Raw genomic sequence first — 26,024 nt, forward strand, 5'->3', positions numbered from 1 at the left:
ATGCCGTGCAGGGGGACGGGTGCGGGGTCGGACGCGGGGTCGACCCGGGCGAGCAGGGTGTCCAGGGACAGGCCCAGGGTGGCGGCGACGGCCGCCACGGTGAAGAAGGCCGGGGTGGGGACGCGGCCGCCCTCGATCTTGCGGAGGGTCTCCACGGAGATACCCGAGCAGCGGGCGACGTCCACCATCGTGCGGTCGGCCCGGGCCTCCCGCAGGAGGGTCCCCAGGGCACGGCCGCGTTCGATCTGGTCTTCGGTCAGCGGTTCTCGAACCATGGCGTGAGTCTATCCCGGGCGCGAGAGGCCGTATATTAATACCGGTATAGTTATCCTCACCTCATTCGGAAAGGGTTCCCCATGGTCGAGATCAAGACCCCCGCGGAGATCGCACTCATGCGCGAGGCCGGACGGGTCGTCGCCAACGCGCTCGCCGCCGGACGCCGGGCCGCCGAGCCCGGCCGCACCACCGCCGACCTCGACCGCGCCGCCGCCAAGGTCATCTCCGACGCGGGCGCCGAGCCGCTCTTCCAGGGCTACCAACCGGGCTGGGCACCCATGCCCTTCCCCGGGGTGGCCTGCGTGAGCGTCAACGACGAGATCGTCCACGGCGTCCCCGGAGAGCGGGTGCTGGCCGAAGGAGACCTGGTCAGTCTCGACTGCGGCGCGCGCCTGCGCGGCTGGTCCGCCGACTCCGCGATCAGCTTCGTGGTGGGGGAGGCCGACCCCGCCGACCTCACCCTGATCGCCGACACCGAGGCCGCGCTGGCCCGGGGGATCGCCGCCGCGCGCCCCGGTGACCGCGTGGGCGACATCGGCCACGCCATCGCGACCGAGGCCCGCGCGGCCGGGTACGGGCTCACCGCCGACCACGGCGGTCACGGTATCGGCCGCACGATGCACGAGGCCCCCGACGTGCTCAACGACGGCCGTCCCGGCCGGGGCTTCAGGCTCGTCCCGGGGTTGGTCATCGCCATCGAGCCCATGCTGGTGCGCGGCGGTTCCGACGGCTACGCCCACGGCGACGACGGGTGGACGGTGCTCAGCGACGACGGCACCCGTGCCGCCCACTGCGAGCACACGGTCGCCGTCACCGAGGACGGCCCGGTGGTGCTCACCCTGCCCTGACGCCGTCCGGCCCTGACGCGGCTCGGCCCTGACGGGGTCCGGCCCGACGGGTCAGGGGTCCCCGCCCACCCGCACGAGCGGGTGGGCGGGGACCCCGGGGGCCGCTGTTCCGGCTACTCCAGTCCCGGTACGCCCAGAGCGAGGGTGCCCGCGTCGGCGTCCAACACCGCCGGAACACCCAGCGGCACGGTGAGCTGCGCGGGGCAGTGCCCGAAGTCCAGGCCCCACAGCACCGGCACCCCCAACGGCTCCAGGCGTTCCCGCATCAGCTCGGAGACGACCCCGGGGTCGGGCGGGCAGTCCGTCCACGTGCCCAGGGCGACCCCGGCCACTCCGTCCATCCACCCAGTGCGCAACAGATGGGTGAGCATGCGGTCGAGCCGCGCGGCGTCCTCGTTGACGTCCTCCAGGATCAGGAGGCCGCCCGCCGCCGAGAGCCGACTGTGCGGGGTGGCCAGTCCGTCGTTGAGCAGACTCAGGTTCCCGCCGAAGGTGACCCCCGCGACCCGGCCCGGGACCAGGGCCCGGGCACCCGGCGAGGTCAGGAGCATGCGCCTCTCGGGGGTGAACAGCGTGGTGTGCAGCTCCCGCTGGGCCACGTCGTCACCCACGAAGTAGCGGGTCCCCACCACCGGACCGTGCACGGTCGCCATCCCCAGCTCCACCGCGAACGCCTCGTGCAACGCGGTGATGTCGCTGAACCCGATCAGCGCCTTGGGAGCGGCCTGGCGCATCGCGTCGAAGTCCAGCAGGTCCAGCATGCGGTGGGCGCCGTCACCGCCCCGCGCGCAGAACACCGCGCGCACGTCGGGATCGCACCACGCCTCCTGGAGGTCGCGGGCCCGGTCCCGGTCCGCCCCGGCCAGGTACGGCAGCACCGGATGGCGGTCACGCACGTGGGCGGCCAGCTCGACCTCCAGGCCCCACCCCCGCAGCGCCTCCACCGCCGCGTCCAGCTGCTGGTCCGGAACCGGACTGCACGGGGCGACCAGACGCACCCGGTCGCCCTCCCGCAGTCTCGGCGGACGGGTCAGCGCCCTCGCTCTGCGGGGATCCGCCACGGGGCCCCCTTCGCGAACCTCGGTCACCGACTCACCCACGTTGGTCCCCATCCCTGTTGTTGGTGCCCACCGCCTCAGGCGCGCAGGAAGCTGTCCAGCACCCGCACGCCGAACCGGAGTCCGTCCAGCGGCACCCGCTCGTCCACCCCGTGCAGCAGGTCCGGGTAGTCGATGCCGCCGGGCAGGCGCATGGGGGAGAAGCCGTAGCAGTCGATCCCCAGCCGCGCGAAGACCTTCGCGTCCGTCCCGCCGCCCAGGCACACCGGGACCACCAGGCCCTCCGGGTCGTGGGCCAGGATGGCCGAGCGCAGCGCGTCGAAGGTGGTCGAGTCCACCGGAGCCTCGACCGGCGGAGACCCGTGCGCGTACTCCCAGTCCACGCGGTCCCCGGTCAGCGCGTCCATGGTCGACTCGAAGTCGCCTCGGCCCCCCGGCAGCACGCGGCCGTCGACACCAGCGGTCGCCTCGCCCGGCACCACGTTCACCTTGTACCCGGCCGAGAGCATCGTCGGGGCGGCGCTGTTGCGCACCGTCGCGGAGACCAGAGAGGCGGCGGTGCCGAACTTCCTCACGAGGTCGTCCACGGCCTCGTTGGAGCCGGTGTCACCGGCCACGCGCTCGACCTCCAGCGCACGGGCGATCGCGTCGATCGCGGCACGGGTGACCGGGGTCAGGTGCAGCGGCCAGCGGTGCTCGTCGATCCGGGCCACCGCGGCGGCCAGCGCGCCCACGGCGTTGTCCCTCGGCGGCCGCGAACCGTGCCCGGCCGTCCCGTGCGAGCGCAGTGTCAGCCAGGCGCTGCCCCGTTCGGCGGCCCCGATCGGGTACAGCCGGGCCGCCGCCCCCGAGGAGGTCCGGGCGTGCACGGTGTGCCCGCCGCCCTCGCCGATCGCCACGGTGCAGCCCTCGAAGAGGTCGGCGTGGCCGCGCACCAGGTAGTCGGCGCCGTAGGCGGCGCTGTCCTCCTCGTCGGCCACGAACGCCAGCACGATGTCGCGCCGGGGACGCAGGCCCAGCCGCGACCAGTACCGGACCACGGCGGTGACCATGCCCACGGTGTTCTTCATGTCCACCGCGCCGCGCCCCCACAGTGAGGGGGCGCCGGTCACCGGGCAGTCCGCGATCTCCCCGGCGAAGGGCGGGAACGTCCAGTCGTGGGCGTCCGCCGGCACCACGTCCAGGTGACCGTGGACCAGCAGGGCGGCCGCGTCCGGGTCCGTTCCGGGGATGCGCACCACCACGTTCGCGCGCCGGTCGGCGGACTCCAGGACCACCGGGGACAGCCCGGCCTCCCCGAGCGCCTCGGCGGCGAACTCGGCGGCGGCGCGTTCGTCGCCCTCGCCCCTGCCGTGGTTGGTGGAGTCCCGCCTGATCAGCTCTCGGGTCAGGCGGACGGCGTCCTCCCCCGCCTCGGCCAGTTCCGCGTCTCGCGCGCTGTCCGTCAGGGAGGTGTTGGTGTGGCCCACGGTCTCGGCCTCTCTCAGCAGGCTTCGGGGTTCTTTCTCACGTCAGACACACGTTTCCCACGTGTGGTTCTCCCCGCCACAGTTCTATCGTTTCCCACGGGGCGCTGTCCTCGTGATGCGCACATCACCTCGCGCACGAGGAAGTCACCCGTAGTCCTTCTCCATGGCGTTCGAAATCAGGGTGCAGACCGCCTTGAACGTCCGGATCATCTCGTAGGCGTCCGGCGACGTGTAACGGACACGCCGAGCGTCCGTCCGGGTCACCCCTGGAACGATCGCCGCGGCCTGGGCCAGCTGCGCGGAGTCGACCTCGACCTCCATCATCTTCGGAGAGCGCTCCACCGGCTCCGTCCGCCCGGCCAGCGCCATCGCGCGCTGGGCCGCCGCACGGATGTCCGCGGCCGTCCGCGCCGGTGGTCGGCAGCGGGCCGCGTACCGGCTCACGTGGTCCTTGACCGCCACCGTGCCCGCAGACGGAGCGTAGGAGCCCGCGTCCTCGCACGCGCGGTCGTCCCCGGTCACCAGGATCACCGGGGTTCCGTACTCCGCCACCACCGCCGCGTTCAGGTAGCCCTCACTCGCCGTGTGGCCGTCCAGCCACACCCCGGTGATCGCGTTGGGCAGGTACGTGTGCGCCAGCACGCCGTCCTCGCCCGCCGCGCAGTGGTACCCGAGGAAGACGATCCCGTCGACGTCTCCCGCCTGGACGCCCTCCACCATGGAGAGTTCCTTGTGGCGGCCGGTGATCATCGTGGCCCGTTCGTCCAGCTCCTCCAGTAACAGGTTGCGCATGGTCGAGTGGGCCTCGTTGACCAGCACCTCGGTGGCGCCGCCCTCGAACAACCCGCCGATGGCGGCGTTGACGTCGCTGGTGAACATCGACCGGCAGCGCTGCCACTGCTCGGTCCCGGGCTCGCAGTCGGCGGGCCAGGTGACGCCGGTGGCGCCCTCCATGTCCGCGGAGATGAGGATCTTCATCCAGCAGACCCTAGCCCGGAGCCGGAACCGGTCACCAGTCCCGTAGCGGCCGCCGTCCCCGAGCCTCGCGGCCCGGTGGTGGCGTCCGTCGGCGGTTCACGTCGCTTCGCACAGGTCATCCCGCCCGCCGATCAGCGCACCACGCGGTGGCGGAGGTGGACGACCCCCGAGCCGAAGGTGCGGGACTCGACGAACTCGAGGTCCACCCGGCGCTCCTTGCGAGGGAAGAACGGGACACCGCCGCCCACCAGCACGGGGTGGACCCTGATCCGGTACTCGTCGATCAGGTCCGCCGCCGCGGCCGCGGCCGCGAGGGTGGCGCCGCCGATCGCGATGTCGCCGTCCCCCGGCTCGGCCCGCAGGCGCACGATCTCCTCCGCCAGTCCGCCGGAGAGCAGCCTGGCGTTGCCGCGCACCCTCGACAGCGTCGTGGAGAACACCACCTTGGGGAGCGAGTTCCAGAGCGCGGCCCACTCCAGCGTCGCCTCGTCGGGGGAGGGATCCTCGCCGATGGTCTCCCAGTACAGCATCGTCTCGTAGAGGCGTCGGCCCAGCAGGTAGACGTCGATCCGCCGGGTCTCGTCGGTGACGAAGCGGAAGAGGCCGTCGTCGGGGTCGGTCCAGTCGAGGCCGCCGTCCGGTCCGACGATGTAGCCGTCGAGCGATACGCCCATCGAACAGGTCACTCTGCGCACGGGAAGCCCTCCTCGGTGACGGTCCCACCGTACGACCGCCACACGTCGCGGACGCGGCACGGCTCGCCGGGACACCCGTGTCGCGCGCCCGGCCCGTTCAGTGACGGGTTCGGGGGTGGAACAGGGCGCCTCTGGGGTGCGGGAGCGTCCCTTCGGGCACGCTCGCGGGGGCGGACCCGATGCCGCGGGGCCGGGGGATCGGTCCGGCGGCGCGGGTCTCCAGGGCCTGGACGGCGGCCTCGCGGACCTTGTGGTCGGGGTCCCCGGACAGGCGGGTCAGCAGGTGGTCCACGCCGGGGACGGCCCAGGGGACGATGGACTCGGCCAGGGTGGCGCGGACCAGGGGTTCGGGATGGCCGCACAGGGACGCGACACGGTCGATGGGGCCCCGGCGGCGCTGGCCGAGCAGGGACAGGGCCTCACGCAGGGCCACAGTGTCGGCCCGGTCGCAGGCGTCGGCGACCAGTTCCATCGGGAGCGGCCCGCTCCGGGGGTGGGGCCGGGTCTCGGCGAGTCGGCGGACCTCACGGATGCGGTGGACCTCCTCGCGGTCGACCCGGCGGGGTACGAACACCTCCCAGCCGCGGGGTTCGCGGAGTCCGGCGACGACGCGCACCGCCTCGGCGGCGCCGACCCTCCGGGGACCGTCGCTGTCGTCGAAGTGGCCCACGGTGACCGGTTCGTCGTCGGCCAGGGTCAGGTACACGCCTATCAGGCCACGGGGTCCGTGGTGTCCGGTCAGCTCACGCAGCCACTGGTGGGTCACCGTGTACGACGGCAGCACGGGGAAGCAGAACACCCCGCGCAGGCCTCCGGGCCCGATGGCGGTGCCCAGGCCGGACCTTCGTATGCCGGATATGTTGGCGCGGGGTGTCAGGTGGACGAACATCGCCATGGTTGGTTCCTGTGTGTTGATGGGTCGTGACGGTGGGTTGATGGTGTCGGGGGTCAGTCGATCCGCGACAGTGCGCCCGGTGCGGGGCTTTTCCCCCGCCCGTTCAGAGCCCGCTCCATGTCGTCCGCACGCGCGGGGACCCCGGTGCCCGTCGGGCAGCCAGGGCCTGGGGGATGGGAGCGTCGGGGCGGTCGACCGGTCGGTCCGGGGGTGACGCGGCCCGCTCGGGGTTGCCGAAGGGGAGGTACCCGGGTTCGCGGTCGTTCGTATCCCGCACAGCATAGGATGCCGCTCCGTGAGCGAGCGACCGCGTTCCGACACACTGTCCACCAGGGTCCCAGCGGAAAGTGGGGCGCGCGAGGGTCGGACGGCCCTGGAGTTCCCCGCTCGCGGCTGGCACGCTCCGTTCTCGCAGAATCACCCTGGGTTCCGGCCGGTGGGCACAGGGGAGCCCCGGCGCCGGGGGCGGCCGGGGCTCGGTGACTACGGCAGGGTGAGGATCTCCGCGCCGGAGTCAGTGATGACCAGCGTGTGCTCGAACTGCGCGGTCCACCTGCGGTCGGCGGTGACGGCGGTCCAGCCGTCGTCCCACATGTCGTACTCCACGCCGCCCAGGGTGATCATGGGCTCGATCGTGAAGGTCATGCCCGGCTCCATCACCGTGGTGGCGCGCGGGTCGTCGTAGTGCGGGACCACCAGGCCGGAGTGGAACTCGGGGCCCACGCCGTGGCCGGTGAAGTCGCGCACCACCCCGTAGCCGAAGCGCTTGGCGTACGACTCGATGACGCGGCCGATCACGTTGATCTGCCGACCGGGGCGGCAGGCCTTGATGGCGCGCATCGTGGCCTCACGGGTGCGCTCGACGAGGAGGCGGTTCTCATCGGAGACGTCACCGGAGAGGAACGTGGCGTTGGTGTCGCCGTGCACGCCGTCCTTGTACGCGGTGATGTCGATGTTCACGATGTCGCCGTCGCGGACCACGGTGTCGTCCGGGATGCCGTGGCAGATGACCTCGTTGAGGGAGGAGCACAGCGACTTCGGGTAGCCCTTGTAGCCGAGGGTGCTCGGGTAGGCGTCGTGGTCCAGCAGGAACTCGTGGCCGATCCGGTCCAGCTCGTCCGTGGTCACCCCGGGCTGGACGTTCTTGCCGACCTCCTCGAGAGCGCGGGCCGCGATGCGCCCCGCCTCACGGATCCGCTCGATCGTCTCCGGGGTCTGGACGTCGCCCAGGACACCCTCCACGGGACGCTTCTGACCCACGTACTCCGGCCGGACGATGTGCGAGGGGACCGAACGTTGGGGCGAGATGCGCCCAGGAACCAGCGGAGTAGTCATGGACACTGATTGTAGTTCGTGGGCGCGGTCAGGAGCGCCCGGCGGAGGGTAGGTGCCACACGTACCCGCAACGACGAGAGGGGTCGGCAGTGAGCGACGCACAGGACGACGGCTGGTGGTACTGCCTCCGTCACGGCAGGGTCGAACACGGCGCGGGATGCCCCGACTCCCAACGGCTCGGCCCCTACGAGGACGAGGCCACGGCGGCGCGCGCACTGCGCATCGCGGCGGAGCGCAACGAGGCCTGGGACGAGCAGGACGAGAACGAGGGCAACAGCTGACGGAGCGCGGTTCCGGACCGGGGGAGCACCGGCCCTGCGCGTTCCCCCGCCGGGCCCGTTCTGACAGGATCGGCCCATGAGCGAACACGACGCACAGCAGGGCGCGGACATCACCGGGCTGACCATCGCTGTCCTGGGCGGGACCGGCGACCAGGGGCGCGGGCTGGCCCGCCGCTTCGCGCTGGCCGGACTCCCGGTCCTCCTGGGCTCCCGCAGCGCCGAGCGCGCGGCGCAGGCAGCGGACGCCCTCGTGGCGGCCGAGTCCACGCCGATCGAGGTCCGGGGACTGGCCAACGCCGACGCCGCGGAGCGGAGTGACATCGTGATCGTCGCCGTTCCGTGGGACGGCCACCGTGAGCTGCTGGTGTCACTGGCCGACCGGCTCGCGGGCAAGATCGTGGTGGACTGCGTGAACCCGCTCGGCTTCGACAAGAAGGGCCCCTTCGCCCTGGACGTCCCCGAGGGCAGCGCCGCCCAGCAGGCCGCCGAGGTCCTGCCGGGCAGCCGGGTCACCGCCGCCTTCCACCACGTCTCCGCCGTGCTCCTCCTGGACCCCGGGGTCGACCAGATCGAGCTGGACGTCCTGGTGCTGGGGGAGGACCGCGAGGCCACGGACACCGTGCGCGCCCTGGCGGACCGGATCCCCGGGGTGCGCGGAGTGTTCGGCGGGCGGCTGCGCAACGCCCACCAGGTCGAGGCCCTCACGGCCAACCTCATCGCGGTCAACCGCCGCTACAAGACGCACGCGGGTCTTCGGATCACCGGTATCTAGGCGGCCCACTCCCTGACCTTCTCGATGAGCCGGGCGGGGTTCTCGCCGACCGGGGTCACGTTGAGCTGGGTGACCCCGGCGGCTCGGAAGGCCTCCACGCGTTCGCGCACGTAGGACTCGGGGCCGACCAGGTTGGTCAGCTCGACGAACTCGTCCGGCACCGCGGCGGCGGCCTCGTCCTTCTTCCCGTCGAGGTAGAGGTCCTGGATCCTCTCCGCGGCCTCCTCGTAGCCGTAGCGCTGGGCCACCGTGTTGTAGAAGTTCCTGCCCTTGGCGCCCATACCGCCCACGTAGAGGGCGATGACCGGGCGGGTGAGGTCCGCGATCCGTTTGGTCTCCTCGCCCTCACCGATGGCGAGCAGCCCGCCCGCGGAGATCTCCAGCGCGCCGAGCCCGGGATCGCGCTTGGCCCTTCCCTTGGCGAGGAACCCGCCCCACACGCTCTCGGCCTTCTCCGGGATGAACAGGTGCGGCAGCCAGCCGTCAGCGATCTCGGCGGTCATCTCGACGTTCTTCTCGCCGAGGGAGGCCACGTGGATCGGGATCCGTGAACGCACCGGGTGGTTGATGATCTTGAGCGGCCTGCCCAGGCCGGTGCCCTGCTCGGGCGGCAGCGGCAGCTGGAACACCTTGCCGTCGTGGGTGAGGCGCTCCTCGCGGGCCCAGACCTTGCGGCAGATCTCGATGGTCTCCCGGGTGCGGGCGAGCGGTTTGGTGTAGGGGACGCCGTGGAAGCCCTCGATCACCTGCGGGCCGCTGGCCCCGAGGCCGAGGACGGCGCGCCCGTCGGAGAGGTAGTCGAGCCCCGCGGCGGTCATCGCGACGAGCGTGGGTGTGCGGCTGTACATCGGCAGGATCGCGGAGCCGATGGTCACCCGTTCGGTGCGGGCGGCGAGGTAGCCCATGAGGGTGGGGCTGTCGTAGCCGTAGGCCTCGGCGACCCACACGGTGTCCAGCCCGGCCTTCTCCAGTTCGACGACCTGATCGACGGCGTCCTTGGGCTCGCCCGCGTACTGGAGCGGCATCGAGATGCGCATGTGCTGTCCTCCCGTGGGCCGGACCCCGGCCCGCGTCGGTGCTCGGTGTGCCGACACTGTACTACCGAGTCCCGTTCGGTTTTAGGGCCCTTCCGACCTTCGTGCCCGACATCTCCCGCCCAAGGAGTCCTGGGGACTCGGGGGAGGGCTGATCAACCCGATACTGAGCGCGGTGATCTTCGAACGCCTGCCCGCGCGCATGGTCGGTCGGGGGATGTCCATGGTGGGGGCGCTCGCCCGGATCGGAGCGCCGGTCGCGGCGCCGGGCGTCGGGGTGGCGATCGGCCTGTTCGGGGTCTCCCCGGTCCTGGCCGCCGGGGCCGCGCTGTACCTGGCGGCAGTGTGCCTGCCCGCCTTCGGCCGGGCGGCGCGGGGGCTGGAACGGCCCCCGGACTCACCGGAGGCCGCCCAGCGGCCGGATCAGCTGGCGTAGGTGTGCTCCTTGGCGGGGAAGCTCCCGGCGACGACCTCGGACGCGTAGTCCGAGGCGGCCTCGCGCAGCGTCTCCGCCAGGTTGGCGTAGGTCTTGACGAACTTCGCCACCCGGGGGCTCAGCCCGGCCATGTCCTGCCACACCAGCACCTGGGCGTCGGTGGACGGACCGGCGCCGATCCCGATGGTCGGGACCGCCAGCTGCTCGGTGACCTCGGCGGCCAGATCGGCCGGGACCGCCTCCAGCACGACGGAGAAGGCGCCCGCGCGCTCCAGCTCCTTGGCGTCCTTGAGCAGACCGGCGGCGGCCTCGCCCCGGCCCTGCACGCGGTAGCCGCCCAGGGTGTTGACCGACTGCGGGGTCAGACCGATGTGGCCCATGACCGGGATGCCCGCCGAGGTCAGCAGCTCCACCTGGGGGGCGACCGCGTGGCCGCCCTCCAGCTTCACCGCCTGGGCGTTGCCCTCCTTCATGAACCGGGAGGCGGTCTCCAGCGCCTGCTGGGGGGAGGCCTGGTAGGAGCCGAAGGGCAGGTCCGCCACGACCAGGGACCGCTGGGTGGAGCGGGCCACGGCGGCGGTGAGCGGGACCAGCTCGTCCACCGTCACCGGGACGGTGGAGTCGTAGCCGTAGACCACGTTGGCGGCGGAGTCGCCGACGAGGAGGACGGGGATGCCCGCCTCGTCGAAGATCCGCGAGGTGAGGGCGTCGTAGGCGGTCAGCATCGGCCAGCGCTCGCCGCGCTGCTTGGCCAGGGCCAGGTCACGGATGGTGACACGCCGATTGGTGACCCCGCCGTACAGGGCGTTCCCGGCGGAGGGGGTCTTGGGTGTGGTGCTCATGATGGTTCTTCCTCCGTTGTCTCGAAGCACCCGCTGGGGGTGTCCCCGGACCTGTGGACGAAAACTGTTGTCGTGCGCTCGCGCGCGGTTCCCCGAAGGGAGGGGTTCCTCGGGAGGAACGGCGTGCCGGAGGGGGATGTTCCCCGTCTCCCGTCCACCGGTTCCCTGCCCACCCGGCGGCGCCGGTGCGGGGAGAACGGGTGTGCGGGGGTGGCACGCAAGCATCATCGCACGGGACGGGCCGCGCCGTCCTCCCCGGGGAGGCGGCCGTTTTCGGACCCGTTCGGCGACCCCGGTGCGGTGCGGGGCGCCGCGAGGGGACGGCTGGTTAGCATGTCAGCGGCACCGGGTGGACGGCGGAAAGGGTGTTCGTGGACCAGCAGACAGCGCACCGGCGCAGGTGGGGCGGGCTGGCGGTGCTCATCATCTGCCTGCTGGTGATCGTGGCCGACAACACGATCCTCAACGTCGCGCTGAAGACACTCTCCGACCCGCAGCGCGGCGTGGGCGCCAGCCAGTCCCAGCTGGCGTGGGCGATCAACGCCTACACCCTGGTCTTCGCCGGGCTGCTGTTCACCTTCGGTGTGCTCGGCGACCGCTGGGGGAGGCGGCGGCTGCTGGTGGCCGGGCTGGTGGTGTTCGGCACCGCCTCGGCGCTGACGGCCTACTCGCAGAGCCCCGAGCAACTCATCGCGGCGCGCGCCGCGATGGGGTTCGGCGCCTCCATGGTGATGCCGCAGACCCTGTCCGTGATCACCAACGTGTTCCCACCCGAGGAGCGTGCGCGTGCGATCGGCCTGTGGGCGGGCGCCGTCGGCCTGGCGATGGCGATCGGCCCCTCGGCGGGCGGTCTGCTCCTGGAGAACTTCTGGTGGGGTTCGATCTTCCTGGTCAACGTGCCCTTCGTGATCCTCGGGCTGTCGCTGATGTTCGTGCTCATCCCCGAGTCCAGGAACGAGAACGCCGGACGCCCGGACGTGCTGGGCGTGCTGCTGTCCATCCCCGGTCTGGTGTTGATCGTCTACGGGATCATCACGGCGGGGGAGCGGGCCTCACTCACGGACTGGGACGTGTACGGCTCGCTGTTGCTGGGTGTGGGGGTGCTGGTGTTGTTCGTGTTCCACGAGTCGCGCACCACCGACCCCTCTCTGGACGTGCGCTTCTTCCGGGACCCCCGGTTCAGCGTCTCCGTCGCCACGGTCATGGTGCTGTTCTTCAGCATGGCCGGGATCATCTTCTTCCTCAGCTTCTACTGGCAGAGCGTGCGCGAGTTCCCTCCGTTCGTCGCGGGGCTCCTGGTGCTTCCCGCCGCTCTGGGCCAGATGATCTTCGCCCCGCTCAGTCCCACTCTGGTGCGCTACGTGGGCCCGCGCGCCCTCGCCCTGGCGGGTGTGGCGACCGTCTGTTGCAGCTTCGCCTTCTACACCCAGATCCGGGTGGACACCCCGCTGTACCTGATCATCGCGTTCTTCTTCCTCCAGACCTCCGCCATGGCGGTGGTGCTCACCCCGGCCACCAACGCGATCATGTCCTCGGTTCCGCCGGCCAAGGCCGGGGCGGCGTCGGCGGTGCAGAACACGGCGCGCCAGATCGCCACCGCCATGGGGGTGGCGGTGCTGGGGGCGGTGATCTCCTTCCGCTACCGGGCGGGGATCGAGCCCACGCTGGACTCGGTGACGGAACGGGCCCCCGACGTGGACCCGGCGCAGGTGCGGGCGGCGGGTGAGTCCATCGAGGCCACCATGGTCCTCGCCCAGCAGTTGGGTGGGGCGGGTGAGGCGCTGGTCGCCCCGGCCAAGGAGGCCTTCGTCTCGGGCCTGCACGCCGCGGCGCTGGTCTCGCTGTGCTTCGGACTGCTGGGACTCGCGGTGGTGTGGAAGTGGATGCCCCGGGAACCGCCCACCCACGAGCCGAACGATCGGACCGCGGGCACCTCCTAGCAGGGGCGCACCGCGAGGAGGCCGCGGACCCGGTCTCGGCTGTCCCCGGTGCCACCGCACACACCTGGTACGAGAGCGGCCGGGCACCGCCCCGGGCTCCCGGACCGGGACGGTGGCTCCGGCTCGTGCTCCCCGAGGGCGCCGACGTGTCCCCGGGCGGCCCTCCTTCCCGCGCGACGTCCGCACCCGGTTCTAGCGCACCGGGGTCCCCGCGAGGTGAGTGCGACACGAGGTCTTCGGCCCCGCACCTGTGGCTCTGGCAACCGACCAACGACCCCCGCCCCGACGGGATCCGACGGACATACTGGACCTCATGCAGGTCCACGAACCCTCCCCCGTTTTCGTCGGTCGCCACCACCACCTGTCCCTGCTCGCGGCGGACGCTCGCCGCACCCTCCCTGAGGGGGCCCGCACCGTCCTGGTCTGCGGCGGAGCCGGGATCGGCAAGTCCCGCCTGTTCAGCGAGCACCTGCGGCGGGTCAGCGGTACCCCCTCCGCCGTGGGCGGATGCCTGGAGCTGGGCGCCGAGGGCGTCCCCTTCGCCCCCTTCACCGCCCTGCTGCGCCAACTCGTGCGCTCGGGCGGATCCGCCGCCGAGCCCAGCGGCGACACGGGTCGCCTCATTCCCGAACTGGGCGGGGCCGCAGGGCCCGCCGACCAGGGGCGCGCCCGGCTGTTCGAGGCGGTGCTCACCTTCCTGGAGGAACGCGCCACGCCCCACGGCCTCACCCTGGTGATCGAGGACCTGCACTGGGCCGACACCTCCACCCGGGACCTGCTCGTCTTCCTGCTCCGCAACCTCGGTCGCACACCCGTCCACCTGCTCGTCAGCGTGCGCACCGACGACCTGCACCGCACGCACCCGCTGCGCCGCCTGCTCCCCGAACTCGAACGACTGCCCGGGGTCCGGCGCCTCGACCTGGAACCGCTCTCCCGTGACGAGGTCGGCGCCCAGGCCACCGCCCTGCGCGGCAGGGAACTCGACCCGGCCGACCTCGACCTGCTGTTCGAGCGCAGCGGAGGCAACCCGCTCTTCGTGGAGTCGTTCCTGGCCGCCAGCCACGACCCCGCCGGAGCACCCATCCCGGACGGTCCCCGGGACCTGCTCCTCTCCGCCGTCGCGCCCCTCCCCGAACCGACCCGGCGCGTCCTCGGCCTGGTCGCCACAGCGGGGACCCGGGTCCGGCACACCCTGCTCGCCAGCGTCGCCCGCCGTGCGGGGGTCACCGAGGAGGACCTGGAGGCAGCCCTGCGCCCGGCCATCGACGCCCGGATCCTCCGCTCCACCGCGGACGGCTACGTGTTCCGGCACGCCCTGCTCTCGGAAGCCGTGCACACCGACCTCATGCCGGGCGAACGGGTGCGCGCGCACCGGCGCTACGCCGAGGTGCTCCAGGAGGGCGTGGAGCGTATGCCCGAGAGCGAGCTGGCCCTCCGACTCGCCCACCACGCGCACTGCGCGCACGACCAGCCGCTCGCCCTCTCAGCCGCCTGGAGGGCCGCCGAGCACGCCGCCGCCGTGCACGCCTACCCCGAGCACCTGGGGCTGATCGAACGCGTCCTCGAACTCTGGGACCAGGTGCCCGACGCCGCCGAACGTGTCGGCCTGCCCCGCGACCAGGTGCTGGCCCGGGCCTCCGAGGTCTCCCTGGTCGCCGGTCCGCTGCGCAGGGCGGTCGGCTACGCCACCGAGGGACTGGAGGAACTCGGGGTCACCGGAGTCCACGACCCCCGGAAGGGCCGCCCGGAGAACTTCGAACGCGTTTCCCGGCTGCGCCACGCGCGCGGGCGGGCGCTCAAGGAGTTGGGCCGCGACGGCGCGATGGAGGACCTGGCCGAGGCCTCCCTTCTGCTCACGTTCAACCACCCGGACGCCCCCGGGGTGGCCGCGACCATGGCCGCCACCTTCATGATGCGCGGTCACCACGAGCAGGCCGCCAGCACAGCCCGCCGGGTCCTCGCCCGCGCACGCGAGCTCGGTGACCCGCGCAGCGAGGCCGACGCCCTCATCACCCTCGGCAGCCTCAGTGGCCCCCTGGACTCCGACGAGGGACTGGAACTGTTCGCCGAGGGCATCGGGCTGGCCCGGGAGATCGGCGACGCCCCGGCCGAGATCCGGGGGCTGATCAACCTCAGCGGGTACTTCAAGAACCTCGACAGGCTGGAGGAGAGCGCCCAGGTCTGCCTGGAGGGGATGCGCCGCTGCCGTGAGTTCGGGCTGACCCGGACCCAGGGCGGGGCGTTCGCCTGCGGGCTGGCGGTCACCCGCTTCTACCAGGGGCGCTTCTCCGAGTGCGAGGAACTGCTGGCGGGCGTCACGGACGGAGGGGTGACGTGGGCTCGGGCGCTGACCCTGCGCATGCACCTGGAGCTGTACCGCTGGCGGCCGGACGCGCTACGGGCCACCCTGGACGAGTTCCACCGCGTGCTTCCCGCACAGGTGAGCTCTCCGGTGGAGCACCTGCCGGTCCACGCCGTCCTCCAGCAGCTGGCCGTGTACGAGGACCGTCTGGTGGACGCGGGGCGGATGGCCCGGGACCTGCTCTCCAGTGCGACGGGCGAGCGGCCTCTGACCCCCCTCGCCCACGGTCTCTATCGGTCCACCCAGGTGTGGCACGCGTCGATCGTCGCGCGGCTGGCGGAGCAACCGGGCGAGGAGGCCCGCCGCCTGGCGCAGGAGATCCGCGAGCTCAGCGAGAAGGCGGCCGCGAACCCCGAACACGCCGACTCCCCTGCGGCTCGGATGGCCGCCAGGGCCTGGCTGGCCCCGGAGCCCGAGGAGTCGCTGGCCCTGTTCGAGGCTGCGGTGGCCGCGGTGGCCCCCAGCGGCCACGTCCTGGTGCGGGCCGAGTACCAGTTGGCGGCGGCCGGTGCCGCGCTGCGGGCGGGGCACCGCGACCGCGCGACCGAGCACGTGGACGCGGTCCACGGCCTGGCGGTGCGGCACGGCATGGCGCTCTTCGAGCGGGAGAGCCGTGCCCTGCGGGCCCGCCACGGTCTGCCCGACCCCGACCAGTACACCGCCACCGGTGCCACTCCGGAACGCACGGCGCTCCCCGCCGCCCCCGGCGGCGAGGTGCCCCCGATGGGTCTCACCCCACGTGAGGTGGAGGTACTGGCGGAGGTGGCCAGGGGATCAAGCAACCGTGAGGTGGGGGCGGTGCTGTTCATCTCGGCCAAGACGGTGAGCGTGCACGTCACCAACCTCATGGGCAAACTCGGGGTGCGCAACCGCACCGCCGCCGCCGCGAAGGGGCGCGAACTGGGCCTGTTCTGACCCGCCCGGGACCCGGCGCCCCGGGCATACTGGGACGTATGTCCCCCTCCGCCTTCGTCGGCCGCCAGCGGCAGGTCGACCACCTTCTCTCCGACGCCGCGCGGGTCCGTTCGGAAGGGTCCGGCACGGTCCTGCTCTGCGGTGACGCGGGGATCGGCAAGTCGCGGCTCCTGGAGGAGTATCTGGAGCGCACGCCCCTGCGGCACGCGGCCCTGGGCGGATGCCTGGAGCTGGGCGCCGAGGGCATCGCCTTCGCCCCCTTCACCGCGCTCCTGCGCCAGCTGGTCCGGGCGGGCGGCTCGGCACCCGGCGAAGGCAGCGATCTCACCCGTCTCCTGCCCGGCCCGGGGCACAGCCCCCAGACGCGCCCCGGCACCGACGACAACTCCCGGGCCAGGCTCTTCGAGGCGGTGCTCACCTACGTGGAGGAGTACGCCGACCCGGGCGGCCTCAGCCTGGTGATCGAGGACCTGCACTGGTCGGACGCCTCCACCCGCGACCTGCTGGTCTTCCTGCTGCGCAACCTCGGCCCCGCCCCCGTGCACCTGGTGGTCTCGGTGCGCTCGGACGACCTGCACCGGACCCACCCCCTGCGCCGGGTCCTCCCCGAGTTGGAGCGGCTGCCCCGGGTGACGCGGCTCGACCTTGACCCCCTCACCCGGGAGGCCGTCGCCGAGCAGGCCGCCGCCTTGCGGGGGCGGGCCCCGGACCCCGCAGCGCTGGACCTGCTCCTGGAGCGCAGCGGCGGCAACCCGCTGTTCGTGGAGTCCTTCCTCGCCGCCCCCGGAGGCGCGGTCCCCGACGGCCCGCGCGAACTCCTCATGCGCCGGGTGGAACCCCTCGCCCCCACCACCCGCAAGGTCCTCGGGCTGGCCTCGATCGCCGGTGACCGGGTCGACCACGGGCTGCTCGCCGGGGTCGCCGAGGCCTCCGGGGTCGGTGAGGACGACCTCGACGAGGCGCTGCGCGAGGCCGTGGACGCCCGGGTGCTGAGCGCCACTGAGACCGGTTACCTGTTCCGGCACGCACTGCTGGCCGAGGCGGTTCAGGGCGACCTGCTGCCGGGCCAACGGGTGCGTGCCCACCGCCGCTACGCGCAGGCGTTGGAGGGTGGCGTCCCGGGTCTGGCCCGCACGGAGACAGTCGCCCAGTTGGCGCACCACGCCTACGCCGCGCACGACCACCCGAGGGCCCTGGCCGCCTCGTGGGAGGCGGCCCAGCGGGCGCGGGACGCCAGCGCCTACCCCGAGCACCTGGCGTTGCTCGAACGCGTGCTTGAGCTGTGGGAGCTGGTCCCGGACGCCGCCGATCTGCTCGGGCTCTCCCAGGGGGAACTGCTCCTGGGGGTGTGTGGGGCCGCGCAGATCGCGGGCAGCCTGCGCAGGTCGGTCGAGCACGCCAGTGAGGCCCTGTCCGACCTCGACCCCCGGGTCGATCCCGAACTGGTCGCCCGCTTCCTGGTCGCGCGGGGTCTCTCCTACAAGGAACTGGGCCGGATCGAGGCGCTGGACGACCTGCGCGCGGCCGCCGCGCTCGTCCCCGACGGACATCCGGAGCGGGCCGTGGTGAGCGCCACGACCGCGTCGGTGCTCATGCTGAGGGGCAGCGACACCGAGGCGGAGCGGGTCGCCCGCGTGGCCATCGAGGAGGCGAGGCACTGCGGGGACCGGGTGAGCGAGGCCGACGCGCTGATCACCCTGGGCAGTCTGCTGGACCACACGGGGTCGCAGGAGGCCCTGGAGATGCTGCGCGAGGGGGTCCGGATCGCGCGCGAACAGGGCGCCGTCCAGGTGGAGATGCGCGGGCTCAACAACCTCGGCAGCAACCACGCCAGCCGGTTCGAGTACGCGGAGTGGCTGGCGTGCGCGCAGGAGGCGTTGGACCGCTGCGCGGAACTGGGGGTGGCTCGCAGCCAGGGAGTCGGCCTGGTCAACGGGGTGGCCAGCGCCCTCCTGGCCTCGGGGAGGGTGGAGCAGGCCCGGGCGAAACTGCTCACGACCCCCGCGGGGGAGGACCTCGTGGGCGGGCGTCGCCAGGCCATCATCGCGCAGCTCACCGCGCTGGAGGGGGACTGGGAGGGCAGCCAGCGCGCCCAGGACGAGTTCACCCGGCTCCTGCCTCGGGAGACCGCCACCTGGGTGGAGTACATGCCGCACTACTACGCGCGGGTCCTGCTCCTGTTGTTCGGGCCCGGAGAGCGGTGGGCCGAGGCCGCCCGGGTGATCCTGGAGGGGGAGCGCGACATCGGCATGCTCTCCCTGGTCCGGTTCAGCTCCAGTGGTCTGTCCGCCATGGCGATGGTGGCCTGGCGGCTGCGGCGCCGGGCCGCCCCCGGGGACCGCGTCCTCGCCGACGAACTGGCCGGGGCCCTGTTGACGGTGCTCGACCGGGAGGACTGGCCGGTCTCACCGGTGGGAGAGCTGATCGGATCCACCAGCAGGGCCTTCCTGGAGGAGGACCCGTCTGTGGCGCTGGCGCACTGGGAACGGGCGCTGCCCCTGGTCGACCGGGCCAAGGGACTGACCCGGTACGCATGTCTGTTCGGTGCCTTCTGGACCGCGCACGACACGGGAGACACCGTGGGCGCCCGGGAGCTGCTGCGCCGTTCCGAGGGGCTGCTGACCGAGCTCGACCTGTACTTCGCCCGCCAGTTCGTGGCGGAGATGCGCACGGTCCTGCCCCGGACCGACACCGCGGTCCTGCCCGCCGGTCTGACCCCGCGTGAGGCGGAGGTCCTGGTGGAGGTGGCCAAGGGGCTGAGTAACCGGGAGGTGGGGGAGACGCTGTTCATCTCGGCCAAGACGGTGAGCGTGCACCTGAGCAACGCGATGGGAAAGCTGGGGGTGGCCAACCGGACGGCGGCGGTGGCGCGTGCCCGGGAGCTCGGCCTGCTCCAGGCCTGATCTCCCGGGCAGCCGCGTTCGGCCCGAAAGCCCGGTCAGGTTCGGGAACCCGCCCGGCTGATCCGTGCCAGTGAGGCTTCGACGTCCACCCGTTCGACCGGCCGGTTGTAGGGGAGCTTCGAGAGCAGGTGGACCATGGCGCAGGTGTTGGTGATCCCCGCGAAGGCCAGCCCGGCGCCGACGAACGCGGCCACGAACACGGCGGGGGTCCACCACAGGCTCAGCAGCGCCGTGACCAGCACGACCGAACCGGCGACGAGGCGCACCTGGCGGTCCAGGGCCCACCGTTCCGGGCCGTGCACGGCGGGACCGTCGGCCGCCGTCCAGGCGTTCATGCCGCCGGTCAGCACCACGGCGTCGTCCAGTCCGGCGGCGGCCAGCCGCCGCCGCGCCTGTTCGGCGCGGGGCCCGGACTGGCACACCAGGACGACCTGCTCGGAGGCGTCCCGGGCGACCCGACCGGCGTGTTGGTCCAGCTCGCCCAGCGGGAGGTTGACCGCCCCGGGGATGTGCGCGCCCTCGAACTCGGCGGGGGTGCGCACATCCACCAGGAGCGGGGCCGACCCGCTGTCGAGCCTGGCTCTGACGGTCGCTGCGTCGACGGACTCGATCATGTGTGTGTGACTCCAGGAGGGGAGAAGGGATAGTCGACAGCTTTGGTAGGAATTCTACCCCCCGGGGTATGTGACGTGCTTGCCACCCATTCCGGGAATACCCCCCGCCACGGAGTTCGGCGCCTGGTCAGAGCGTGGGCAGATACCTCTGGAGTTCGTACGGGGTCACCTGTCGGCGGTAGGAGTTCCACTCCGACTTCTTGTTGCGCAGGAAGAAGTCGAAGACGTGCTCGCCCAGCGTCTCGGCGACGAGCTCGCTGTTCTCCATCAGGCGCAGCGCCTCGTCCAGGCTCTGCGGCAGCGGCTTGATGCCCAGCGCGCGGCGCTCGGAGTCGGTGAGGGCCCAGACGTCGTCCTCGGCGCCCGGCGGCAGCTCGTAGCCCTCCTCGATCCCCTTCAGCCCGGCGGCGAGGATCACCGCGTAGGCCAGGTAGGGGTTGGCGGAACTGTCCAGCGAGCGGATCTCGATCCGGCTGGAGTTCGACTTGCCGGGCTTGTACATCGGAACGCGCACCAGGGCCGAGCGGTTGTTGTGCCCCCAGCAGATGTAGGCCGGGGCCTCACCGCCCATGCCCGCCGAGGCGGCCGGGTCGTCCCAGATGCGCTTGTAGGAGTTCACCCACTGGTTGGTGACGGCCGCGATCTCGTCCGCGTGTCGCAGCAGTCCCGCGATGAACCCGCGCCCGACCTTCGAGAGCTGGTACTCCGCGCCCGGCTCGTAGAAGGCGTTGCGGTCACCCTCGAACAGCGACAGGTGGGTGTGCATGCCCGAACCCGGGTACTGCGTGAACGGCTTCGGCATGAAGGTGGCGTACACGCCCTGCTCCATCGCCACCTCCTTCATCACGAGCCGGAAGGTCATGATGTTGTCGGCGGTGGTGAGAGCGTCCGCGTAGCGCAGGTCGATCTCCTGCTGGCCGGGGCCGCCCTCGTGGTGGCTGAACTCCACCGAGATGCCCATGGCCTCCAGCATGTTGATCGCGTTGCGCCGGAAGTCGTGGGCGCTGTTGTGCGGCGTGTGGTCGAAGTAGCCGCCCGAGTCGTTGGGCTCGGGGAACTCCCCGTGCTCGGGGAACTTCTTGAGCAGGTAGAACTCGATCTCGGGGTGCGTGTAGAAGGTGAACCCGAGGTCGGAGGCCTTGCCGAGCTGCCGCTTGAGCACGTGCCGGGGGTCCGCCGGTGACGGCGAGCCGTCGGGCATGAGGATGTCGCAGTACATGCGCGCGGTGCCGTGCGGCTCGTTGCGCCATGGCAGCACCTGGAACGTGGACGGGTCGGGCTGGGCGAGCATGTCGGCCTCGTAGACCCGGGCGAAGCCCTCGATGGCGGAGCCGTCGAACCCGATGCCCTCAGAGAAGGCGGCCTCCAGTTCGGCGGGTGCGACCGCCACGGACTTGAGGTACCCGAGCACGTCGGTGAACCACAGCCTCACGAACCGGATGTCGCGCTCCTCCAACGTGCGGAGCACGAATTCCTGCTGTCGATTCACGATCAAACCTCCTCGATGCCGGTCGGTCCCGGCCCGGTCCGCGCACGTGAGCCGTGCCGGGAACGATCTCCCGGGGCCAGTCTGCCGTGCGGATATTTCCGGGGCATTTCCGCACACGCCAGCCAGCCTGCCCGGACCTCCCCCGCACAGGCATTATGACCGCTGAACCGGGAGGTTCGGGACGAGCTGGGCCAGGCCGAGTTCGCGCGCACGCGCCCCGGCCGTCGCGCGGTTGGGCACACCGAGCTTGCCCAGGATGTTGGACACGTGCACGCTCGCTGTCTTCGGGCTGATGAACAGCGCCTCGGCGATGGCCGCGTTGGTCGCGCCCGAGGCCAGAAGCCGCAGCACCTCGGTCTCCCGGGCGGTGAGCCCGGCGGGCGCGGGCGGCGGCACGGACCCGCCGGACAGGCCCGTCCCGAGCCTGCGCGCCAGGTCCTCGGCCGCGCGGGCCAAGGGTGACGCACCACACGCGGCGGCCGTCTCGTGGACCATGCGGGTCAGCTCCACGGCACGCGACCGTTCCCCGGCGGCGATCCGGGCCTCGGCCTCGCGCAACCGGGCCCGTGCCCGGTGCAGCCGCATGGGGGTGGCGTCCCAGGCCGTCACCGCGGCGGCCCACGACGCGGCCAGGGCCGGGGCCTCGGTCCCCCCGGCCTCGGCCAGCAGGGACCGCACGGTCTCCGCGTACGCCGGTCGGACCAGACCGTTGAGGGGGAGCTTCGCCGCGACGGTGCCGACCAGCGCGCCCACCAGCCGGGCCGTCTCCCCGTACTCCGCCCCTGCGCGGGCCCGCTCCGCGCCCAGCCGGGCGGCCTCGGCCATTTGTTCCAGCAGCGGCCACGAGTACCCCGGAGAACGCTCCAGGGCCGCCTGCTCCAGAACGTCCCGGGAGAGGGACAGCGCCTCGGCCAGGTCATCCTCGGCCAGGGCGGCGTCCAGCATCCCCGTGGTGCGCAGCTGAACGATGTCCATCCGGTGCGCGTCCAGCATGGAGCGGTCGCCACTGGGCCCCGCCTCGGCCCGCGCCGCGACCACGTCTCCCATGGCGGCCGCCGCCCGCGCCTCCACCGCCTGCATGTAGTGCTGGTGTTTGCGGTCGCCCAGATTCCTGCTCAGGTAGCGTCGGTAGACCTCCCGGCTCTGGCGGAGTTCTCCTGTCTCGAAGAGGATCTCGGCCCGGTTCTGGTGGTTGAAGGACCGGTGGAAGGGCGCCCAGCTCAGTGCCTCGTGCCGGGCGAGGGACTCCTCCAACACGCGCAGGCCCTCTTCGTGGTGACCGAGTTCACGCAGGAAGTGGCCCAGGTTCCCTGCTCCGCGCGCCTCCATGTAGGGCTCACGCAGCTCCATGGCCTCCGCCATGCCCCGTTCCACCAGAGGGCGCCCGTGTTCGACGTCACCGTCGCGCATGCGGACCCCGCCCAACGTGATCCGGGCGTCGGCCGCCGCGCACCGGTCGGAGCGGCTGCCGCCGTCGGCCGCCTCGATCGCCAGTTCGGCCAACGTGCTGGAGCCGCGCCCGGTGTCGTTCAGTTCCTGGAGGATCCGCCGCGCGGGGGTCGGCTCCCGGTCCTCGCGGAGCATGGCGCTCTCCCGGGCGAGGATGGCCAGGAGCTGGCTGTACTCCGGCATGTGCGGCGGGTGCAGTTCCAGGGCCCGCACCAGGTCGTCCAAGCCGCCGCCGCGCATGTTGGTGGAGCGGGCCTGCCCGCGCTTGCGCAGCAGGATCGCCCGTGTCGCTAGGGTCACGTCGTCGTCGGCGTCCTCGGGCAGGGTCGCCAGCGCCTCGTCGACCAGCTCCAGCGCGAGCCGGTGGCGGTCGGCCGAGATCGCCGCGCTCGCGGCCTGGCTCACGACCTCGGCCCAGCTGTGCCCCTCCACCCGGTCGCTGGGGTCGGGTACCCGGTCCCACAGGGCCAGGACGCGGTCCAGCATGCCCAGGCGTTCGCCGAAGGCGAGCGTCTTGCTGGCCTGGACGGCCGCCCGCCAGGCGGCCTCCATGGCCCGGGGCAGGTCCTGCGCGGCGTGGTAGTGGTGGGCCTGCTCGGCGGCGCGGCGGTCCTTGGGGACCGCGTCCGGGTACTCGTCGATGAGCTGCGCGTAGCGCAGGTGCAGTCGGGAGTGCGGCCCGGGCAGGATCTCGTGGTGCACGGCGTCGCGCAGCAGCGCGTGCCGGAACCGGTAGCCGGTGCGATTGGGCCGCAGCACGTTGGAGTCGACCAGGGTGTGCAGGGCGGCCTCCAACTCACGCTCGGGCAGGTCGACCGCGTGGTGGAGCACCTCGTGCTCGATACCGTCGGCCACGGCCCCCACCGCCGCCACGCGCAGGACCGACAGCGTGGTCTCGTCGAAGCGGCGCACCGGTTCCAGCAAGAGGTCGCGGAAGTGGTCGGGCAGGTCGGGGTCGTCGTCGGAGGGGCAGGTCTCGGCGGTGGCCAGCGCCTCCACGAACAAGGGGACGCCCTCGCTGCGTCGGAAGAGCGTGTCCAGGGCGTCCTGGTCCAGTTCCTCGCCCCGGATCGCCGTGGCCTGGGCGCCCACCTCCTCCCGGGTGAACGGCTCCAGCACGATCCGGCCCACGCACGGAAGGCGTTCGAGCTGCGGCAGGAGCCGCCGCAACGGGTGCGTGCGGTACAGGTCGTCACTGCGGTAGGTCGCGATGACCTGGATCCCGGGCCGGGAGAGGTTGCGGGCGAGGAAGACCAACAGGTCCCGGGTGGCGCCGTCCGCCCAGTGCAGGTCCTCCAGGACGACGGTGACCCCCGCCTCGCCGGCCACCTGCTCGAACAGGCGCAGCACCTGCTCGAAGAGGATGCCCCGGTTCTCCCGGTGGTCGGCGGAGGGCTCGCCGAGCTCGGGGAGGAGCCGGGCGAACTCACCGGTCCCGCCCGGTGCGGCCGCGTCGAAGGGGGGACGCCCGCGTTCGCGCAGGATCTGGCGGAGCACGGCGGTGAAGGGGGCGTAGGACAGGCCGTCCACGCCCAACTGCAGGCAGGCGCCGACGAACACCGTCCCGGCGGGCCGGGTGGCGGCGAACTCGGAGACCAGGCGGCTCTTGCCGACCCCCGCGTCCCCGCCGACCAGCAGTGTCTCCGGCGACCCGGTGCGCACGCGTTGGGCCTGGTCTGCCAGGAGACGGAGGTGGTCCCGGCGGCCGACGAAGAGGGGACTGGTTTCGGAGAACAGGGGCATAGCGCTCATTATGCTCGCCGTGGACGCGGGCGCTCCTGGTTTTCCCTGGGTTCGTTCCGCGCTTCGGCCTTCTGGAGGCGGGCGCGGCGGCTGAGCTCGGCCTGGCGCAGGCGTTCGTCGCTGAGCGCCCGGGCGGTGGCGGCGCGCAGGTCCTCGAAGGTCATGGTGGTGGTTCCTCTTCCTCTGGGTCAGCGGGTGCGCGGGAGCCGTTGGGCGCGCTCCTCGCGGAGCCGGGCGCGGGCCTGCGCCCGGGCCCGTCGGACCGCGCTGCCCTGCTCGCTGAGGCGGACGGCCTGTTCGGACAGGCGGCGGCTGTCCTGGATGGGCTCGAAGAACACGGCGTTCCCTCCTGCTGTGGGGCCGAACCCGTGTCCCGCCCCGATGACCTCCACGATCCGGCTAAGAACGGACCGGGCGCATCGGTAGGAATCAGCGGTTCCCCGCCCGGCCCGGGGGATGGCGTCCTAAGACGGGTGAGAACCGCCCTAAGCGCCGCGCGAGCACGGCCGATTCGCCAAACGCCCCGGCACTTCCTTGACTCCGGGGCCCTGAGCCGGACAAGTGTGTGAGGTGGCCGGTCGTCTCCCGCGGGGGGCTGCCTGACCGGCCCCAATGGCGAATCTCAGGAGGGCGTGGGATGACTCGGGTCGCTTGCGGGACCGACCGACGGGGCGCGTTCGGGCGAAGGGCCGGAGGGATCGGCGCGGGGCTGCTCGCGGCGGTGCTGTGCTCGGCCCCCGCCGTCGCGGACAGCGGTGGGTTCGGGGACGCCGACGCCGTGCGGCTGTCCCTGTCCGGGGCGGCCGAGTCGCCGCTTCCCGGCGAAGAGGTCGTCTACCGGGCCACCGTGGTCAACGGCGCGGGGCTGGAGGTGGAGAAGGGCCTGCTCGCGCAGCACGTGCCCGAACCCCTGACGGTCCAGGAGGTGGGCGAGGGCGGGATCGTCGAGGAGGGCGTCGCCAACTGGCGGGTGGACCTGCCGGAGGAGGGCGAGGGTGTGTACACCGTCCGGGTCCGCGTGGCTGAGGACGCCGAGGCGGGGGAGCGGGTGGTGAGTACGGCCTGCCTGCTGCTGGACCGGGACGCCGAACCCGCGGCCTGTGCGAGCGACACCCTCCTGGTCGGTGATCCCACGGTGCTCGCACGGGTGGGGGATCTGGTGGACCGGGACGGAATGGTCCGCGCGGTGGGCGTGGGGGTGCTGATGCTGCTGGTCTGGCTGCTGTGGCGGCAGTGGGGCGCCTCACGCCGAAGCTGACCGGGTGGGTGTCTGATTTGTTACGTCATGGCGTCAGAAAGACGGGAGCTTCAACTACAACGCGTAGTAGTGTGCGGGTATGGACATCCTTTACTCCGCGCTCGTGTTCCTGCACATGATCGGCCTGGCCGGGATCATCGCCGGTTTCCTCATGCAGCTGATGACCGACAACGTCAAGGCCACCAAGGTGCTGCTGCACAGCGCCCTGCTCCAGTTCGTCACGGGCCTGCTGCTCGTCGGCGTGGCCGAGATGGCCGACATCGGCGAGCTCAACCACGTCAAGATCGGCGTGAAGCTCGTGATCGCCCTGGCCGTGGTGGTCGTCGGTGTGCTCAACCTGCGCAAGCCCGCGAAGAACCTGGCGATCATCGCCGGGGTCCTGGCCATCGTCAACATCGGTGTGGCGGTCTTCTGGTAGACGCCCGCCCGACC

At 72.3% G+C, this 26,024-nt stretch carries 23 protein-coding genes; 9 read left to right on the forward strand and 14 right to left on the reverse strand.

Annotated features, from left to right (window positions below; genetic code table 11):
- On the reverse strand, positions 1–275 hold a 275-nt coding region (locus tag ADX84_RS20445), incomplete at its 3' end, for a helix-turn-helix domain-containing protein (protein ID WP_049577985.1).
- An 81-nt stretch (positions 276–356) separates the two neighbouring features.
- On the opposite strand from ADX84_RS20445, the gene map (ADX84_RS20450) reads away from it, so the two are divergent.
- Positions 357–1,124 (forward strand): type I methionyl aminopeptidase, encoded by a 768-nt coding sequence (gene map, locus ADX84_RS20450; protein WP_049577929.1) that lies wholly within the window; start codon positions 357–359, stop codon positions 1,122–1,124.
- 113 nt (positions 1,125–1,237) lie between these two features.
- On the opposite strand, the gene ADX84_RS20455 is transcribed toward map (ADX84_RS20450), so the two are convergent.
- The 6 genes from ADX84_RS20455 to map (ADX84_RS20480) form a co-directional block, all read right to left on the reverse strand.
- The gene (locus ADX84_RS20455) at positions 1,238–2,236 is read right to left on the reverse strand and encodes an LD-carboxypeptidase (RefSeq protein WP_049577932.1); all 999 of its coding nucleotides are present in this window, start codon (positions 2,234–2,236) and stop codon (positions 1,238–1,240) included.
- A gap of 23 nt (positions 2,237–2,259) precedes the next feature.
- On the reverse strand, positions 2,260–3,651 hold the full coding sequence (locus ADX84_RS20460; RefSeq protein ID WP_049577937.1) for a M20/M25/M40 family metallo-hydrolase: 1,392 nt from the start codon (positions 3,649–3,651) through the stop codon (positions 2,260–2,262).
- 144 nt (positions 3,652–3,795) lie between these two features.
- The gene (locus tag ADX84_RS20465) at positions 3,796–4,629 is read right to left on the reverse strand and encodes a M55 family metallopeptidase (RefSeq protein ID WP_049577940.1); all 834 of its coding nucleotides are present in this window, start codon (positions 4,627–4,629) and stop codon (positions 3,796–3,798) included.
- A gap of 131 nt (positions 4,630–4,760) precedes the next feature.
- A complete protein-coding gene (locus tag ADX84_RS20470) occupies positions 4,761–5,324 on the reverse strand; it encodes a dihydrofolate reductase family protein (RefSeq protein ID WP_049577945.1) in 564 nt (187 codons plus the stop codon).
- A 97-nt stretch (positions 5,325–5,421) separates the two neighbouring features.
- The gene (locus ADX84_RS20475) at positions 5,422–6,219 is read right to left on the reverse strand and encodes a HEAT repeat domain-containing protein (protein ID WP_049577948.1); all 798 of its coding nucleotides are present in this window, start codon (positions 6,217–6,219) and stop codon (positions 5,422–5,424) included.
- 483 nt (positions 6,220–6,702) lie between these two features.
- Complete coding sequence (gene map, locus ADX84_RS20480) at positions 6,703–7,554, reverse strand: type I methionyl aminopeptidase (protein WP_234004106.1); 852 nt, start codon at positions 7,552–7,554, stop codon at positions 6,703–6,705.
- Positions 7,555–7,643: 89 nt separating this feature from the next.
- Between map (ADX84_RS20480) and ADX84_RS20485 the strand changes: the two genes are divergently transcribed.
- Positions 7,644–7,835 (forward strand): hypothetical protein, encoded by a 192-nt coding sequence (locus tag ADX84_RS20485; RefSeq protein WP_017546726.1) that lies wholly within the window; start codon positions 7,644–7,646, stop codon positions 7,833–7,835.
- Positions 7,836–7,911: 76 nt separating this feature from the next.
- Positions 7,912–8,607, forward strand: coding sequence for an NADPH-dependent F420 reductase (gene npdG / locus ADX84_RS20490; protein ID WP_049577951.1), 696 nt, complete (start codon positions 7,912–7,914; stop codon positions 8,605–8,607).
- Here the strand turns inward: npdG and ADX84_RS20495 are convergent.
- A complete protein-coding gene (locus tag ADX84_RS20495) occupies positions 8,604–9,644 on the reverse strand; it encodes an LLM class F420-dependent oxidoreductase (RefSeq protein ID WP_049577954.1) in 1,041 nt (346 codons plus the stop codon). The genes npdG and ADX84_RS20495 overlap by 4 nt on opposite strands.
- A 172-nt stretch (positions 9,645–9,816) precedes the next feature.
- On the opposite strand from ADX84_RS20495, the gene ADX84_RS20500 reads away from it, so the two are divergent.
- Complete coding sequence (locus ADX84_RS20500; protein ID WP_049577959.1) at positions 9,817–10,077, forward strand: hypothetical protein; 261 nt, start codon at positions 9,817–9,819, stop codon at positions 10,075–10,077.
- Here the strand turns inward: ADX84_RS20500 and panB are convergent.
- Positions 10,065–10,919 (reverse strand): 3-methyl-2-oxobutanoate hydroxymethyltransferase, encoded by an 855-nt coding sequence (gene panB / locus ADX84_RS20505; RefSeq protein WP_049577962.1) that lies wholly within the window; start codon positions 10,917–10,919, stop codon positions 10,065–10,067. The two genes, ADX84_RS20500 and panB, sit on opposite strands and share 13 nt — an antisense overlap.
- 371 nt (positions 10,920–11,290) lie before the next feature.
- Between panB and ADX84_RS20510 the strand changes: the two genes are divergently transcribed.
- The 3 genes from ADX84_RS20510 (at position 11,291) to ADX84_RS20520 (ending at position 19,039) form a co-directional block, all read left to right on the forward strand.
- Complete coding sequence (locus tag ADX84_RS20510; RefSeq protein WP_049577990.1) at positions 11,291–12,859, forward strand: MFS transporter; 1,569 nt, start codon at positions 11,291–11,293, stop codon at positions 12,857–12,859.
- Between the two features lie 313 nt (positions 12,860–13,172).
- Complete coding sequence (locus tag ADX84_RS20515; protein WP_049577966.1) at positions 13,173–16,136, forward strand: helix-turn-helix transcriptional regulator; 2,964 nt, start codon at positions 13,173–13,175, stop codon at positions 16,134–16,136.
- A 38-nt stretch (positions 16,137–16,174) separates the two neighbouring features.
- On the forward strand, positions 16,175–19,039 hold the full coding sequence (locus ADX84_RS20520) for a helix-turn-helix transcriptional regulator (RefSeq protein ID WP_049577969.1): 2,865 nt from the start codon (positions 16,175–16,177) through the stop codon (positions 19,037–19,039).
- Positions 19,040–19,074: 35 nt separating this feature from the next.
- On the opposite strand, the gene ADX84_RS20525 is transcribed toward ADX84_RS20520, so the two are convergent.
- The 5 genes from ADX84_RS20525 to ADX84_RS26105 all read right to left on the reverse strand — a co-directional run bounded on the left by ADX84_RS20525 (position 19,075) and on the right by ADX84_RS26105 (position 24,672).
- The gene (locus tag ADX84_RS20525; RefSeq protein ID WP_049577971.1) at positions 19,075–19,653 is read right to left on the reverse strand and encodes a rhodanese-like domain-containing protein; all 579 of its coding nucleotides are present in this window, start codon (positions 19,651–19,653) and stop codon (positions 19,075–19,077) included.
- A 127-nt stretch (positions 19,654–19,780) separates the two neighbouring features.
- Complete coding sequence (locus ADX84_RS20530; RefSeq protein WP_026129641.1) at positions 19,781–21,142, reverse strand: glutamine synthetase family protein; 1,362 nt, start codon at positions 21,140–21,142, stop codon at positions 19,781–19,783.
- 153 nt (positions 21,143–21,295) lie between these two features.
- A complete protein-coding gene (locus ADX84_RS20535; RefSeq protein ID WP_049577975.1) occupies positions 21,296–24,343 on the reverse strand; it encodes a helix-turn-helix transcriptional regulator in 3,048 nt (1,015 codons plus the stop codon).
- A complete protein-coding gene (locus ADX84_RS26425; RefSeq protein ID WP_199776652.1) occupies positions 24,343–24,498 on the reverse strand; it encodes a hypothetical protein in 156 nt (51 codons plus the stop codon). The genes ADX84_RS20535 and ADX84_RS26425 overlap by 1 nt, the downstream gene beginning before the upstream one ends.
- A gap of 24 nt (positions 24,499–24,522) precedes the next feature.
- Complete coding sequence (locus ADX84_RS26105) at positions 24,523–24,672, reverse strand: hypothetical protein (RefSeq protein WP_156208144.1); 150 nt, start codon at positions 24,670–24,672, stop codon at positions 24,523–24,525.
- 299 nt (positions 24,673–24,971) lie between these two features.
- On the opposite strand from ADX84_RS26105, the gene ADX84_RS20540 reads away from it, so the two are divergent.
- Together ADX84_RS20540 and ADX84_RS20545 are read left to right on the forward strand one after the other, a co-directional pair.
- On the forward strand, positions 24,972–25,592 hold the full coding sequence (locus ADX84_RS20540; protein WP_049577979.1) for a hypothetical protein: 621 nt from the start codon (positions 24,972–24,974) through the stop codon (positions 25,590–25,592).
- Positions 25,593–25,671: 79 nt separating this feature from the next.
- A complete protein-coding gene (locus tag ADX84_RS20545; RefSeq protein WP_049577983.1) occupies positions 25,672–26,010 on the forward strand; it encodes a hypothetical protein in 339 nt (112 codons plus the stop codon).
- The last annotated feature ends 14 nt before the right edge of the window (positions 26,011–26,024 follow it).

It is taken from the genome of Nocardiopsis sp. SBT366 (genome assembly GCF_001083815.1).
GTDB classification, from domain to species: domain Bacteria; phylum Actinomycetota; class Actinomycetes; order Streptosporangiales; family Streptosporangiaceae; genus Nocardiopsis; species Nocardiopsis prasina.